This window comes from Rhodococcus sp. NPDC003322, assembly GCF_053589555.1.
The window spans coordinates 315,966-330,148 of the sequence record NZ_JBSFSC010000001.1; the positions used below are offsets into that span (position 1 = coordinate 315,966).

The 14,183-nt window shown below is 69.8% G+C and carries 14 protein-coding genes; 2 read left to right on the forward strand and 12 right to left on the reverse strand.

The features are described from left to right. Positions 1 to 37: 37 nt before the first annotated feature. From ACWDUM_RS01505 to glgC, 3 genes are all read right to left on the reverse strand, one after another. The gene (locus ACWDUM_RS01505) at positions 38 to 2,869 is read right to left on the reverse strand and encodes an FtsW/RodA/SpoVE family cell cycle protein (RefSeq protein WP_450133307.1); all 2,832 of its coding nucleotides are present in this window, start codon (positions 2,867 to 2,869) and stop codon (positions 38 to 40) included. Positions 2,870 to 2,877: 8 nt separating this feature from the next. After that, positions 2,878 to 4,065, reverse strand: coding sequence for a hypothetical protein (locus tag ACWDUM_RS01510; RefSeq protein WP_450132612.1), 1,188 nt, complete (start codon positions 4,063 to 4,065; stop codon positions 2,878 to 2,880). A gap of 278 nt (positions 4,066 to 4,343) precedes the next feature. Beyond that, a complete protein-coding gene (gene glgC / locus ACWDUM_RS01515; RefSeq protein ID WP_450113008.1) occupies positions 4,344 to 5,558 on the reverse strand; it encodes a glucose-1-phosphate adenylyltransferase in 1,215 nt (404 codons plus the stop codon). A gap of 131 nt (positions 5,559 to 5,689) precedes the next feature. On the opposite strand from glgC, the gene glgA reads away from it, so the two are divergent. Beyond that, a complete protein-coding gene (glgA, locus tag ACWDUM_RS01520) occupies positions 5,690 to 6,868 on the forward strand; it encodes a glycogen synthase (RefSeq protein WP_450132613.1) in 1,179 nt (392 codons plus the stop codon). Positions 6,869 to 6,883: 15 nt separating this feature from the next. Here the strand turns inward: glgA and ACWDUM_RS01525 are convergent, their stop codons facing one another. The 9 genes from ACWDUM_RS01525 to ACWDUM_RS01565 all read right to left on the reverse strand — a co-directional run bounded on the left by ACWDUM_RS01525 (position 6,884) and on the right by ACWDUM_RS01565 (position 13,063). Continuing rightward, positions 6,884 to 7,717: a putative RNA methyltransferase gene (locus ACWDUM_RS01525; protein ID WP_450132614.1), complete on the reverse strand. Its 834-nt coding sequence runs from the start codon at positions 7,715 to 7,717 to the stop codon at positions 6,884 to 6,886. A 113-nt stretch (positions 7,718 to 7,830) separates the two neighbouring features. Beyond that, the gene (locus ACWDUM_RS01530; RefSeq protein WP_003931055.1) at positions 7,831 to 7,998 is read right to left on the reverse strand and encodes a DUF3117 domain-containing protein; all 168 of its coding nucleotides are present in this window, start codon (positions 7,996 to 7,998) and stop codon (positions 7,831 to 7,833) included. Positions 7,999 to 8,133: 135 nt separating this feature from the next. Then, positions 8,134 to 8,700 carry a DNA-3-methyladenine glycosylase I gene (locus ACWDUM_RS01535; protein WP_450132615.1) on the reverse strand — a complete coding sequence of 189 codons (567 nt, stop codon included), beginning with the start codon at positions 8,698 to 8,700 and terminating at the stop codon, positions 8,134 to 8,136. Next, on the reverse strand, positions 8,693 to 9,013 hold the full coding sequence (locus ACWDUM_RS01540) for a DivIVA domain-containing protein (protein ID WP_450113005.1): 321 nt from the start codon (positions 9,011 to 9,013) through the stop codon (positions 8,693 to 8,695). The genes ACWDUM_RS01535 and ACWDUM_RS01540 overlap by 8 nt, the downstream gene beginning before the upstream one ends. A gap of 54 nt (positions 9,014 to 9,067) precedes the next feature. Further along, a complete protein-coding gene (locus ACWDUM_RS01545) occupies positions 9,068 to 10,018 on the reverse strand; it encodes a glucosyl-3-phosphoglycerate synthase (RefSeq protein ID WP_450113004.1) in 951 nt (316 codons plus the stop codon). Beyond that, positions 10,015 to 10,929 carry a dihydropteroate synthase gene (gene folP, locus ACWDUM_RS01550; RefSeq protein WP_450132616.1) on the reverse strand — a complete coding sequence of 305 codons (915 nt, stop codon included), beginning with the start codon at positions 10,927 to 10,929 and terminating at the stop codon, positions 10,015 to 10,017. Before folP ends, ACWDUM_RS01545 begins: the two co-directional genes overlap by 4 nt. A gap of 4 nt (positions 10,930 to 10,933) precedes the next feature. Beyond that, positions 10,934 to 11,482, reverse strand: a complete 549-nt coding sequence (locus ACWDUM_RS01555) for an LOG family protein (protein ID WP_450113002.1) — start codon at positions 11,480 to 11,482, stop codon at positions 10,934 to 10,936. Next, positions 11,479 to 12,303: an LOG family protein gene (locus tag ACWDUM_RS01560; RefSeq protein ID WP_450113001.1), complete on the reverse strand. Its 825-nt coding sequence runs from the start codon at positions 12,301 to 12,303 to the stop codon at positions 11,479 to 11,481. The genes ACWDUM_RS01555 and ACWDUM_RS01560 overlap by 4 nt, the downstream gene beginning before the upstream one ends. 64 nt (positions 12,304 to 12,367) lie before the next feature. After that, positions 12,368 to 13,063 carry an SDR family NAD(P)-dependent oxidoreductase gene (locus ACWDUM_RS01565; protein WP_450132617.1) on the reverse strand — a complete coding sequence of 232 codons (696 nt, stop codon included), beginning with the start codon at positions 13,061 to 13,063 and terminating at the stop codon, positions 12,368 to 12,370. Positions 13,064 to 13,207: 144 nt separating this feature from the next. On the opposite strand from ACWDUM_RS01565, the gene ACWDUM_RS01570 reads away from it, so the two are divergent. Then, complete coding sequence (locus tag ACWDUM_RS01570) at positions 13,208 to 14,107, forward strand: LysR family transcriptional regulator (RefSeq protein WP_450132618.1); 900 nt, start codon at positions 13,208 to 13,210, stop codon at positions 14,105 to 14,107. Positions 14,108 to 14,183 lie beyond the last annotated feature (76 nt).

The window sequence follows — 14,183 nt, forward strand, 5'->3', positions numbered from 1 at the left end:
ACCCGAGACCTCCGGGACTCGATCCTGCAGCTCCTCGTCAGCGGCCCGGCGCGGTCCCGCGGGTCTGCGCGAGGTAGAGCTCGAGGAGCTTCTTGACCACGGGACCTGCTGTTGCCGAACCGAATCCGCCACCACGCACCAGGACCGACACGACGACCTCCGGCGCGTCAGCGGGCAGCACCGCGGAGAACCAGGCGTTCAGACCCTCGCCGGGCGCCGACGGATCCTCCGCCGTGCCGGTCTTTGCGGCGGCGGGCACCGGCAGGCTCGCCAGCTGGCCGGCGGTACCGGCGGCGGCCGATGCCCGCATCCCCGCACGCACGGGTCCAAGTTTGTCCGCGAAGGACAGCCGATGCGGCTCCGCGGTGGGAATGGGCCAGCCCTCGCCCTCCCCGTACGACGCCGCGAGCTGGGGGGTGACCGTCGCGCCGGTGGTGATACCGGCCGTCCAGCGCGCCACCTGTACCGGCGACGCGGTGACGGTGCCCTGACCGATGCCCATCAGCAGCGTCGACCCCGGATACCAGGTTCCGCCGATGGCGGCGACCGATTCCGGTGTGCCCAGGAAACCTTCGGCCTCACCCGGCATGTCCAGCCCCGACGGGCGGCCCACCCCCAACTCGTCGGCGGTCGCGGCCATCCGCTCGGGGCCGAGTCGTTCACCAAGCTGGTAGAAGTACACGTTGTCCGACCACTGGATCGCCCCGATCAGGCTGTTCGGACCCATCGGCTGCCAGTTCGCGAACGTGTGGCCACCATAGGTGTACGAGGCGCCGCCCGCGAGCTTCTGGTCCGGCGGCACCACGTCGTACTTGGCGTTCGCCGAGGCAACAACGATCTTGAAGGTCGAGCCGGGTGGCGCCACCGACTGGAACGCGTGGTTGAGCATGCGTCCTGGGCCCGGCATCTGGGTTTGCGCTGCCAGCGCGGCCGCGTCGACCGGTGGACCGTAGACGTTGTTGTCGTATCCGGGCACGCTCGCCATCGTCAGCACCGCCCCGGTGCGGGCGTCCATCACGATCGCCGCGCCGAGGTCGCCGCCACTGGAACGGACCGCGGCGGCAAGGGCATCGGTTGCGACCTGCTGCATCGCACTGTCGAGATGCAGGCGCAGGTCGTGCCCGCGCACCGGATCCACCCGAGCGGCGGTGGCCACCGGCTGGCCCGACGGGTCGACGTACACGCACTGGCTGCCGTCGATGCCGCGGAGCAGTGCGTCGTACTGCTTCTCGAGCCCGGCCTTGCCTACTCGTGATCCGAGCGCAAGCTGTGGCCAGGTCTGCATGTCCTCGGCGTCGGCGACCCCGACGTATCCGAGGACGGTTGCCAGGGTCGCTGCCTGTGGGTACTGCCTGCGTCCGGTCGGATAGACCAGTACCCACGGCACATGGGCGTCCACGATGGCTTGGGCCCGCTCGGGCCCGACCCTCGCCAGCACCGCCTCCACCTCGCCGCCCGCGGCGCGGAGGGTGTCCGCGAGTTGGTCCGGGGTGATCCCGAGCAGCGCGGCGAGTTCGCCACGTACCTCGGCCTTGTTGTCGTCGAACATGCGGGCAACGACGGAGACGGTGTACTCCGGGACGTTGACCGCGAGCGGGACCCCGTTCCGGTCGAGGATCTGACCACGCTCGGCAGGCAGGCGGATGCACCGCATCAGCTGCCCGTCACTCATCTGCCGGAACTCCGCACCCCGATCGCTCTGCAGGTGCCAGGCGACCCCCGTCATCGCGACGAGCGACGCGATGACGGTCACGGCACCGACCGACACGCCGCGCGGCAGCCGCCTGCGACGGGGCTGGGAGGCCCACAGCGGCCGTGCGACGCCGTCGCGGCGCACCGCGAGGACCAGACCGATCTCGACGAAGCCGATGACCGCTGCCGTACCGCCGTAACTGAACAGTGGAATCGGCATGCCGGTGTGGGGCAGCAGCGACAGGCTCTGCGCGATCGAGACGACGGCATGCACACCGAACAACCCGCCGACGCCCGCGGCGACGAGTGCGGCCTCCCGGGTCCGCGCGGTCCGCGCGGCGACCGTGGCACGCCACACGATGATCGACGAGGCGATCACCACCGCCAGCCCTGCGACCAGCCCCCACCCGTACACGAGGCTCGCAAAGGCGAGGTCGTGCTCCGATTCCGGAAGGTACTCGGCCCGGAGCGCATACTGCGGTTGCCGCCACAGTCCCCACAGTCCGCCGCTGCCGATCGCGATGTCGGCCTGCCACGCCGCCCATCCCGACCCCTGGGGATCGGCGCTGTTCGACAGGAACACGTGGATCCGCTCCAGCTGGTACGGGCGCAGGAACAGCACGGCCAGCGGGATCGACGCGACCCCAAGCGCGAACAGCGGCGCCAGCGGCAGCAACGGCACCCGCGCGAGGATCAGCATGAGCATCACGATCGCGACGAGCACGACGGCGGTGGACAGGTCCGGTTGGAGGGCGACGAGGCCGATGGGAACACTCGCCGTGATGAGGACACCGGCGAATCGGCCGAGGGTGTAGCCCCCGGCGAGGATGGCGGCGGGCACCAGAATCAGGGCCAGTTTGGCCAGTTCGGACGGCTGCACGGTGAACACGCCCAGGTCCAGCCACCGCTGCGCGCCCTTGGTCGCGACACCGACCAGCGGTACCGCCACGAGCAGGAGGACTGTGGCGGCGTAGAGGATCCACCCGAATCGGCGAAGCCGGTCCACCCGCATCCGGGACGTCACCCACATCGCGCCGAGGCCGACCACCGCGAAGGCGGCATGCCGCAGCGCGTAGGACGTCATGCCCGTCGACAGCAGGTTGAGCAGGCCGAGCACCACCAGGACGACCGCCGCCGCGACCAGCCAGGGATCGAACTCGCGCCTACCGGCCTGCACGGAGGCTCTCACGGGCAGGTCGCGTTCTCGGCGGGAACGTACACCGGATCCGATGCGGCGACGGCCGGGGTGCTGGTGAGCGCGGCGATGGCGACGGCCGTGTCGGCCGGAACTGCGACGCTGCCGATGCCGTACACCTCCTGCTCGCCACTCGGCACGGGCATCGTGACGTCGGCGCCGGGGTGGACCGCACCCGAGCAGCGGTCGTACACGGCCAGCTTCCAGGTCACCGCCGGGACGTTCGCCCGGGGATCGACGCGGACGTCGACGCGCAGGACACACTGTTGTCCCACAGCGCAATTCCCATTGGCGAAGGTGGCGGTGACACCCGTGATCGGACCCGCGCTGCCCGGAAGGCCGGTGTCGACGGGAGCCGCCGCGGATCCCGCCGCCGGCGCCGGGGTGTCCGGTACCGGCGGAGAAACCGGCCGGATCTGATCCTGCGCCTGCTCACTCTCGGACGAGAGGAGGGTGTCCCACCCCAGCCGCATCTGCGTCCACGCTCCGGGTGCCTTCCACACCGCAACGGCGAGCAACCCGATCGCGATGACCGCGACGACGCCCTGCCGCTTCGAGAGCCGCCACTTCCGGCGATGCCACGGATTCTCGACCGGGGGAAGCCAGCCGGCCGGTGCGAGGGACGCCCCGGACGCCTCGCCCGCCGGGGCCGGCACCGGCGCGCGCGGGACCGGGTCGGCCCCACCCTCGCCGAGAGATCCGCGCGCCGCCGCGACGAGTTTGGCGATCTGGTGGCGCGTCCGATCCGTGCTGGACGGGTCGAGGTCGACGGCGGCGGACGGGTCGAGGCCGACCGCGCCGGACACGCGACGTAACAGGTCGGGCAGCTCCGTTGCTCCAGCGATCGATTCGTCCACCCGCTGGGCGAACTCCTCGTCGTGACATGCGGCGGCAATCGCCCTCAGCACCCGCGCCGCCGCCGAGGTCGCCTCCGGCCCGGCACCGTCGGCGTCGGCGTCGGCGTCGGCGATGGTGAGCTGCCCTTCGCACGACACCGTCACCGAATGATCACCGAGAATCCGTCCGCGCCCCCCAGCGAGTTGGCGGGTCACATCGCCGATGAGCAACGCTGCCTGCGCCGGCGTCAACAGCGCCACCGCGAGCAGAGTGCGAACGTCGACGTCACCGCCACCGGCGGGCTCGTCGGGCGGTTCGGGGGGTTCGGGTCCCGGCGGCACCGACGCGTTTCTCGGCGACCCGGCCCGCGGCAACTCATTCCTCGACGAAAGCTCTGGCACTGCTTCGATCATCGGGCACCCCGGCACTCTGCGGCCCCTACGCGGGTGTGCGAGCGGACCGGAACCCGTGGCCCGTAGACCCTCGACTAGGGCTTACCCATTCTTGAACCTTGACCCCTGAAACCCTTTACGCCTCTGAGCATTCCAATTAAACCAAGACCGATGCAAACGCGGAACGGCCGTTACTCATCCGAGACGACCCAGGCGCGGGATCGGTATCAGATCCACACACCCTTGCCGACGGTGACCACGCCACCGCTGCTGACCGCGAACCGCTGCCGATCCCGCTCGATGTCCACACCGATGATCTCACCTTCACCGACGACGACGTTCTTGTCGAGAATCGCCCGCCGGACCACGGCACCCTTGCCGATCCGGACACCGGGCATCAGCACGCTGCCCTCCACCGTGGCGCCGTCGTCGACCATCACGTTGGAGCTGAGCACCGAATTGCGGACCGTGGCCGCGGACAGGATGCAGCCCGACCCGACGATCGACTCCTGCGCCAGCCCGCCCTGGACGAACTTCGCCGGTGCCAGGTTCTCGGCGGCGCCCCGGATCGGCCAGCGCCGGTTGTAGAGGTTGAACACCGGGTGCACCGACACCAGGTCCATGTGCGCGTCGTAGAAGGCGTCGATGGTCCCGACATCCCGCCAGTAACCACGGTCGCGGTCGGTGGCGCCGGGCACCACGTTGTCCGCGAAGTCGTAGACGTGCGCGGCCCCCTCGCGCACGAGCTTGGGAATGATGTCCCCACCCATGTCGTGGTCGGAGTTCGAGTCCTCCGAGTCGGCGCGGATCGCGTCGACGAGCACCTTCGTGGTGAACACGTAATTGCCCATCGACGCGAACGTCACATTCGGGTCGTCCGGCGTGCCGGGTGGGTGCGCGGGCTTCTCCAGGAACTGGGTGATCCGGCCCGACTCGTCGGAGTCGATGCAGCCGAACGCGAACGCCTCGCTGCGCGGCACCCGGATCCCCGCCACGGTCACCCCCGCACCGGACTCGATGTGATGCTGGACCATCTGCTCCGGATCCATCCGGTACACGTGGTCGGCACCGAACACGACGATGTACTCGGGGTCCTCGTCGTAGACGAGGTTGAGCGACTGCAGGATCGCGTCAGCGCTGCCCGTGTACCAGCGCGGTCCGAGCCGCTGCTGCGCCGGCACGGGGGTGATGTACTCCCCCGCGAACCCGGACAGCCGCCACGTCTGGGAGATGTGCCGGTCCAGCGAGTGCGACTTGTACTGGGTGAGCACACAGATCCGGAGATAGCCGGCGTTGACGAGATTGCTGAGCACGAAGTCGATGAGCCGGTAGGCACCACCGAACGGGACGGCGGGCTTGGCCCGGTCGGCGGTCAGGGGGTAGAGACGCTTCCCCTCGCCGCCGGCGAGCACGATTCCAAGCACATGCGGCTGGCTCCTCACCCTGCCAACTTATCGGCCACCGTGTGCCCTCGCCAGCCAGACCACGCCCGAGACCGGGCCCGTGATGGAGACCATGCCCGGGGCTGCGCCGTGCGGTGGCCCGATCCCGGCCCGACGGTTACGTTTAGCCGGTGCGCGTGGCGATGATGACCAGGGAGTACCCACCGGAGATCTACGGCGGAGCAGGTGTCCACGTCACCGAGCTCGTCGCGCAGCTCGCCCGGTTGTGCGCGGTGGACGTGCACTGCATGGGCGCCGCCCGCGAGGGCGCACAGGTGCACCAGCCCGATCCGGCGCTGGCGGCGGCGAATCCCGCGCTGGGGGTCCTGTCGGCGGAGCTGCGGATGGCGGCGGCCGCGACCGGCGTCGACGTCGTGCACTCGCACACCTGGTACACGGGACTGGCCGGGCACCTGGCCGGCGCGCTGCACGCGGTGCCCCACGTGCTCACCGCGCACTCGCTCGAACCCCGGCGGCCGTGGAAGGCGGAACAACTGGGCAGCGGCTACCGGGTCTCGTCGTGGTCCGAGCACAACGCGGTGCAGCACGCGGACGCGATCATCGCGGTCAGCGCCGGGATGCGCGCCGATCTGCTGGACGCGTACCCGTTCGTCGACCCGGGCCGAGTGCACGTGGTGCGCAACGGAATCGACACCGACGTGTGGTATCCGGACGACGATCCATGGACATCGCCGGTGCTGCGTGAGCTCGGGGTCGACCCGGCGCGACCGCTGGCGGTTTTCGTCGGCCGGATCACCCGGCAGAAGGGCGTCGGACACCTGATAGCGGCGGCGCACCGGTTCGACCCCGACATCCAGTTGGTGCTGTGCGCGGGCGCGCCGGACACCCCGGAGATCGCCGAGTCCACCGCTCGCGCCGTCGCCGAGCTGTCGTCGGTCCGCCGGGACGTGCACTGGGTCCGAGAAATGCTGCCCACCGCAGAACTGCGGAAGATCCTCTCCGCCGCAACGGTATTCGTGTGCCCATCGGTTTACGAGCCGCTGGGAATCGTCAACCTCGAGGCAATGGCCACCGAGACCGCCGTGGTGGCCTCCGACGTCGGCGGCATCCCCGAGGTGGTCGACGACGGGGTGACGGGCCGACTGGTGCACCACAACACCTACGAGCCGGAGGCATTCGAAGCGGCACTGGCCGTCGCGGTGAACGAGGTGTGCGCGGATCGGGAGGGTGCCGTCGCGATGGGCCGGGCGGGCCGCCAACGCGCGATCGCCGAGTTCTCCTGGACCGAGATCGCCCGGCAGACCCTGGACGTCTACCAGGCGGCAATCGACGGCTACCGCGCTCGATAGAACTGCCCGACAGACCTACAGGGGCCGGTAGCGGCTGACCGTCACCGACGCCGTGACCGTCAGAGGCTCGGGCAGCGCCCCGATCGCCGCCGCCCGGGTGCTCTCGGCCAGGTGTCGCGCCGAGGGGCCCATCGCAACCAGCTGCTCGGCCGCGGCGTGCGTCAACGACATCGGATACTCGACCGCGACGCGGGACACCCGGTCGAAGTGCCCGGCCATGGCCGCGCCGAGGCGCTCGGTCTTGTTCTCGTCGACCCGCACCATCGACAGCAGGTCCACCAACTCACGCAGATGCCGCTCCGTCGGGGTCAGCACCACCAGTTCGCCGTCCGCGCGCAGGACCCGCCGCAGCTCGGCGGCGTTGCGGGGCGCGAAGATCGACAGGGCGTGGCTGACCACGTGATCCCGCACCGGCAGTTGTGTCCAGATGTCGGCGACGACCGCCGCCACCCGGGGGTGGCTGCGAGCCAGCCTGCGCGCCGCGGCCTTGGACACATCCACCCCGAGACCCGGCGCGCCGGGCAGCGCGTCGAGCACGGTCGCCAGGTAGTGCCCGGTGCCCGCCCCGACCTCGAGGACCGCGGGATCGTCGACCCCGGCCGCGACGGTCGCGTCCGCGACCGCGGTACGGAGCCGATCGAAATGGCCGCCGTCGAGGAACTCGGCCCGCGCCGCGATCATCTCGGCGCTGTCGCCGGTGATCTTCGAGGCCCCCGACAGCAGGCTCACGTACCCCTGCCGGGCGATGTCGAAGCTGTGCCCTCGATCGCACAGCAACGTCCGGTCGGACTCGTCGAGGTCGCCGCCGCAGTGCGGGCAGCACAGCAGGGCAAGCGCGTCGTTCAGCATCCGCGCCGCCCTCCTTCCTACGTCTCCGGCGGTTCCCGACCACACCCAGCGCGGGGCCCCGCCCGCCGGGTGGCGACGCGGGGCCCGGGTGCTTCGGTTACTGCACGAGGGATTTAGCTGGTGACGCCCTTGAGTTCGTCGCCGAGCGCGGCGGCTTCCTCCGGGGTCAGTTCTACGACGAGCCGACCTCCGCCCTCGAGCGGGACGCGCATGACAATGCCCCGTCCTTCTTTGGTTGCTTCGAGGGGACCGTCCCCGGTCCGGGGCTTCATGGCCGCCATTCCTGCTCCCTCCAGATCTGTACCTCGTCGCCCGGACTTTTGCCGGGCGCACGCATCCATTCTTCCCTATCGCAACAAATGCCGGAAAGCTGAGTCACGTTTCGCGCCCTCCGATGCACGCCCGAGGCCGCACCCTCAGCGCCGCGGAACCCAGCAGTCCGCGATGTGATCGTCCACCATTCCGGTCGCCTGCATCAGAGCATATGCCGTGGTAGGGCCCACGAAACGGAATCCGCGGCGTTTCAGCTCGCGGGCCAGCGCGGTGGACTCCGCAGTGACCGCGGGAACCTCGTCCACCGTCGTCACCCGGTTCGGGCGTGGCGGCGGCGCGAACGACCACAGCAGCGAGTCGAGATCGGTGTCGGTCAGCGCGAGCACCGCCCGGGCGTTGCCGATCGCCGCATCGATCTTGGCCCGGTTACGGACGATGCCTGCGTCGCCGAGCAGCCGCTCGACGTCCGACGGTCCGAACGCCGCGACCGCTTCGACGTCGAACCCGGCGAATGCGGTGCGGAACGCCTCCCGCTTGCGCAGAACGGTGATCCACGACAGGCCCGACTGGAACGCCTCGAGGCAGATCCGTTCGAACAGCGCGTCCCGGCCGTGCAGCGGTGTGCCCCACTCCTGGTCGTGATAGTCGCGGTACAGCGTGGACCCGGGCGCGTCGACCGCCCACGGACACCGGACCCGATCGTCACTCACCGCGCGTCCCGCCCTCGTGGGTGGCGGCCGCGGCCCGGGCATCGGCGAGTTGGGCACGCAGCGAGTCGATCTCGGCCCCGAGCCGGTCCAGCGCCCAGTCCACCTCGCTGGCCTTGTATCCGCGCAGCACCTGCTGGAACCGCAAGTCCTGCACGTCGGTTCCGGTCACGTCCCGCACCGGCAGCGCGGTGACGGTGGTCGCGGGCGGCAGCGGCGCCATCTCCTCACCGCGGCCGAACACAGCGGACGCCACCAGGAACAGCACCCCACCGACCAGGGCCATGACGAGCAGGTAGAGCAGGACCGTGAACATGCCCCGATACTGTCACGACTCACCGACAGCACGGCTCACGACGGCCGGGCGTCGTTACGGCCGCAGGGTGTTCATCGGGGGCCGGTCGACGAGGGAGACGTCGGTGGTCACCGGCAGGAACGAGTCGCCGTCGGCGAGGAACTGCGTCAGACCGGCCGCGGAGTCCTCCACTCCGCACCGGCGCAGCATGGTCCCGATGATCTGCCTGCTCATCACGCCGAGCTCGACCAGCGGCCGGTTGCGGTGCTTGCGCACACCCAGGTTGACCTGGCCGATCGCGCTGAGTCCGAGCCGGTCGTAGGTGTCGAGCAGCAGCCCGATCTCGACACCGTAGCCCGGCGCGAACGGGACCGCGGACAGCAGTTCCCGGGTGCCGGCGTACTCGCCGCCGAGGGGCTGCAGCACCGAGGTCAGCTCGGGCCGGAGCGCCGCCAGCAGTGGCCGCGCGACCAGTTCGGTGACCCGGCCGCCGCCGCTCGCGTCCTCGGTCCCACCGACCCGCAGCGGCCGCCGGTAGTAGCCCTTGACCAGGTGGATGCCGTCGACCGTGAGCAGCGGCCCGAGCAGCTTCGGAACGAAGGCCGGGTCGGGATTGATCAGGTCGGAGTCGACGAACGCGATCACGTCACCGGTGGACGCGGCCAGCGAACGCCACAGCACCTCGCCCTTTCCCGGAACGGGAGGCAGTTCGGGGACGGCCTGCTCGCGGCTGACCACGGTGGCGCCGGCGGCCGCGGCGCGGTCCGCGGTCTCGTCGGTCGACCCGGAATCCAGCACGATCAGCTCGTCGACCAGACCGCCGAGCAGAGGATGGATCGTGTCCACCACCGCCGCGACGGTCTTCTCCTCGTTCAACGCGGGCAATACCACCGAGACGGTGCGCCCGGCCTTCGCCGCTTCCAGTTCGGCGACGGTCCAGTCGGGGTGGTCCCAGCTGTTCGCCTCCGACCACACCCGCACGGCCGCGTCGGACCGGGATCGCGCCGCCGGCGCAGGGGCGCTCATGCCAGCCCCCGCACCGTGCGCACCGGGGCCCTGGTGCCGACGATCGCGGCGATCATGTCCACGACCCGGCGAGTGGAAGCGACCTCGTGCACTCGGAAGACCCGCGCGCCCCGCGCGGCGGCCCATGCTGTCGCTGCCAAGGTGCCCTCCAACCGTTCGGCGAGTTCCACTCCCAAAGTCTCCCCGACAAAGTCCTTGTTGCTCAGCGCCATCAGGACTGGCCACCCGGTTTTAACGAGATCGTCCATTCGTCGCAACAACTCGAGCCCGTGGAAGGTGTTCTTGCCGAAATCGTGGGTCGGATCGATCAGGATCGAGTCCCTCGGCACCCCCAACGCAAGGGCTCGTTCCGCGGCGGGCACCACCTCGTCGAGGACGTCGGTGACGACGTCGGCGTAGTGGACCCTGTGCGGCCGGGTCCGCGGCACCGCACCGCCGGTATGCGAGCAGACGTAGCCCGCCCGGAGCTCCGCGGCCACCGCCACCAGGTCCGGGTCGGCGCCCGCCCAGGTGTCGTTGATCAGGTCGGCGCCGGCCGCGCACGCCAGCCTCGCGACCTCGGCGCGCCAGGTGTCCACCGAGATGATCAGGTCCGGGTACCGGCCCCGGATCGCTTCGACGAACGGCACCACGCGGCGGATCTCCTCCGCGGCGTCGACCTCGTCGCCCGGCCCGGCCTTGACTCCACCGATGTCGACGAGATCGGCACCCTCGTCGACGGCACGCTGTACCGCCGCCATCGCCGCCTCGTCGCTGAAGGTGGCGCCGCGGTCGTAGAACGAGTCCGGGGTCCGGTTGACGATCGCCATCACCAGGGCCCGATCGGTCGCCACGGGTCGGCCACAGAGGGTCGGCGAGGGCGACGGCGAATCGCGCCGCTGCGCGGGCTCCGCTCGGGTGATGTCGGTCATGGCTTCATAGTGGCATGCACGCGTCGAGCGCCCGATCGACGTCCTCGGTCACCAGCAGGGCGTCGAGGGCACGCTGCTGGACGAAGCCCCCTGCGCGCAGCCCGTCGAGCCACGTCAGCAGCCCGGTGTAGTGCCCGACCGGATCGAGCAGCACCATCGGTTTGTCGTGCATGCCGAGGTACCCGGCGGTCCACGTCTCGAACAGTTCCTCGAGGGTCCCGATCCCGCCGGGCAGCGCGATGAACGCGTCGGCCCGGTCCTCCATGACCTGCTTGCGCTGACGCATTGTGTCGGTGACGATCAGCTCGTCGGCGTCGACGTCGGCAACCTCCCTGTGCACCAGCGCCTTCGGGATCACCCCGATCGTCTTGGCCCCGTGCCTGCGGGCCGACTCGGCGACCGCGCCCATCATCGACACGTTGCCGCCGCCGGACACCAGGTGCATACCCCGGCGCCCGATCTCCGCACCGAGACGGGACGCGAGCGCGAGAAACGACACGTCGACGGGACCGGACGCGCAGTACACGCAGACCGCGATCGGGCGGGCGGTCACCACTCGTCGACCTCCTCGCGCGGTTCGACCACGACCTCCCCGAGCTGGGACTCCATCACGATGCGGACGGCTTCCTCGACGCTGTCGGTGACGTGGATGAGCTTGACGTCGGCAGCCGCGATCTTGCCCTCGGCCACCAGGGTGGTGCGAATCCAGTCGACGAGCCCACCCCAGAAGGCGGTTCCCATCAGCACGATCGGGAACCGGGTGATCTTGTTGGTCTGTACGAGCGTGAGTGCCTCGAACAGTTCGTCGAGGGTGCCGAAGCCGCCGGGCAGGCAGATGAACGCCTGCGAATACTTGACGAACATCGTCTTGCGGGCGAAGAAGTAGCGGAAGTTGATGCCGAGGTCCACCCAGTCGTTCAGGGACTGCTCGAACGGCAGCTCGATACCGAGGCCGATGGAATACCCGCCGACCTCGCACGCGCCGCGGTTGGCGGACTCCATCACGCCGGGGCCGCCACCGGTGATCACCGCGTAGCCGGCCTCGGCCAGCGCGGCACCGAGCGCCCGGCCGAGTTCGTAGTCGGTGTGCTCCTCGGCGGTGCGAGCCGAACCGAACACGGCGACCGCGCGCGGCACCTCCGCCAGGGCGTCGAACCCCTCGACGAACTCGCTCTGGATGCGCAGCGCCCGCCACGGATCGGTGTGCACCCAGTCCACCGGCCCGCGCCGGTCGAGAAGTCGCTGATCTGCGGTGCTTGGACCCGTCTTGCGGTCGCGGCGCAGCTGCACCGGTCCGCGCTGCTGGGCCGATGCGCTGGCCCGCTTTCCGGTGCTGCGCTTCGCGGGTCGTCCTGGGGTCTTGTCCGGTGCCATGCGGCCCAGGCTATCGCTGCCCGACGGGCCGCTCGCCCGGGCCGGTGGAGACGGGTGCTCGGGGTCAGTAGCCGGCACGTCCTCCGCTGGCGTCGTACACCGCCCCGGTGGAGAAGCTGACGGCGTCCGAGCACAACCAGCCGACGAGTTCGGCGATCTCCTCCGGGCGTCCCATCCGCCCCATCGGAGTCAGCGACTGGGAGCGAGCGAGGATCGCGGGGTCGGTATCGGCGTTCATCGGGCTCTGCACTGCGGCCGGGGCGACGACGTTGGCCAGCACACCCGTGGTGGCGAGTTCCTTGCCGAGCGACTTGGTCAATGCGATCACGGCCGCCTTCGACGCCGAGTACGCACTCTGGGTCGGGTTGCCGTCCTTGGCGGCGATGCTCGACAGGTTCACGATCCGACCCCAGCCGGCGGCCACCATCCCGGGCACGAAGGTGCGGCACATCAGGAATGTGCCGTCGACGTTGATCGCGAAGGTGCGCCGCCACTGCTCGAGGTCGACCTCGACGAGCGGGGCGGACGGCCCCACCACTCCGGCACTGTTGACGAGGATGTCGACCCGCCCGAGGTCGGCGCGGACCCGCTCGACCGCCGCCGGGTCGGTGACGTCCAGGTGGATGTCGGCGCCGCCGGCGACATCCGCGGTGATCACTCGCACCCCGGCCTCTGCGAGCAGCGTCGCGCAGGCCGCCCCGATCCCGCTCGCGCCACCGGTGACCAGCGCGGTCACACCCTCGGGATACGTCGCTGCCATGTTCGCTCCTGCCCATTGTGTGCGGAAGTCGCACCATTTATGTTGATATTGCACATAATCGGACTTTAACTGTGTGCACTTAATGCATATATAGCTTGGCGCACACACGTCAAGCCACACCGAGCGACGAAAAGAGAAGCCGCCATGGAGATCCGCTGGGTCCACGCCTTCGTCGCGGTGGCCGAGGAGCTGCACTTCGGTCGCGCCGCCGCCCGGCTCCAGATGGCCCAGTCGCCACTGAGCCAGACGATCCGCAAACTCGAGAAGGACCTCGACGTCCCACTGTTCGAGCGCAGCACCCGCAACGTCGCGCTCACCGCGGCCGGTCACGCGTTCCTGCCGCACGCCTACCAGCTGCTCGAGAATGTGGACACCGCACGACAGGCCGCTCGGGCATCGACCGGAGGCGTGTACGGGCACGTCCGAATCGGCTTCACCGGCGTCCTCAACCACCGAGCACTGCCACCACTGACCCGCGCCCTGCGGCAGCGCTACCCGAACATCGAGCTGTCCCTGGTGGGCCGGATCATGACCCGCGACGCGGTCGTCCAGCTCGAGAGCGGCGCCCTCGACCTCGCCTTCGTCGGCCTACCCGTACAGTCCGCCGCGGTGCACACCCGACTGATCCGTCGCGAACCGTTCGGCGTTGTCCTCCCAGCGGACCACCGACTGGCCGGCGCATCCGAGATCGAGCTGCACGACCTGGCCGACGAAGGCTTCGTCACGACGCCACTGTCCGTCGGATCGAGCCTGCAGGAGACCGCGATGCGAGCCTGCCTCGACGCCGGGTTCCGCCCGCGCATCGTGCAGGAGATCACCGATCCGTTCATGATCCTCATGCTCGTGGCCTCCGGGGTCGGCATCGCACTCATGACCTCCGGGCTCAACGAAATCCTTCCCCCGGGAACAGTTTTCGTGCCACTGAGCGGGGAACCCTTCTACATGAACCACGGCATCGCTTGGTCCACGAAGGGCATGTCGGACGCACTGCGCGTGACTCTCGAGACCTCGCTGGAGATCCTACCGACCCCGGTTGAAGATTGAGATGTGATCGATCTTTATTTCAGACTTATTTGGTGTTGGACTCGCCATAGTAGGGCGTGACAGGCTCTCCCCCTGC

Bases quoted from the DNA above. Each gene is read 5' to 3' on its own strand.
- ACWDUM_RS01525 (WP_450132614.1), bottom strand. From the start codon at position 7,717: ATGCTGAACGACGCGCTTGCCCTGCTGTGCTGCCCGCACTGCGGCGGC.
- ACWDUM_RS01530 (WP_003931055.1), bottom strand. From the start codon at position 7,998: ATGGCGGCCATGAAGCCCCGGACCGGGGACGGTCCCCTCGAAGCAACC.
- ACWDUM_RS01540 (WP_450113005.1), bottom strand. From the start codon at position 9,013: ATGTTCACGGTCCTGCTCTACCTGCTCGTCATGGCCCTGGTCGGTGGG.
- ACWDUM_RS01545 (WP_450113004.1), bottom strand. From the start codon at position 10,018: ATGAGCGCCCCTGCGCCGGCGGCGCGATCCCGGTCCGACGCGGCCGTG.
- folP (WP_450132616.1), bottom strand. From the start codon at position 10,929: ATGACCGACATCACCCGAGCGGAGCCCGCGCAGCGGCGCGATTCGCCG.
- ACWDUM_RS01560 (WP_450113001.1), bottom strand. From the start codon at position 12,303: ATGGCACCGGACAAGACCCCAGGACGACCCGCGAAGCGCAGCACCGGA.
- ACWDUM_RS01565 (WP_450132617.1), bottom strand. From the start codon at position 13,063: ATGGCAGCGACGTATCCCGAGGGTGTGACCGCGCTGGTCACCGGTGGC.
- ACWDUM_RS01570 (WP_450132618.1), top strand. From the start codon at position 13,208: ATGGAGATCCGCTGGGTCCACGCCTTCGTCGCGGTGGCCGAGGAGCTG.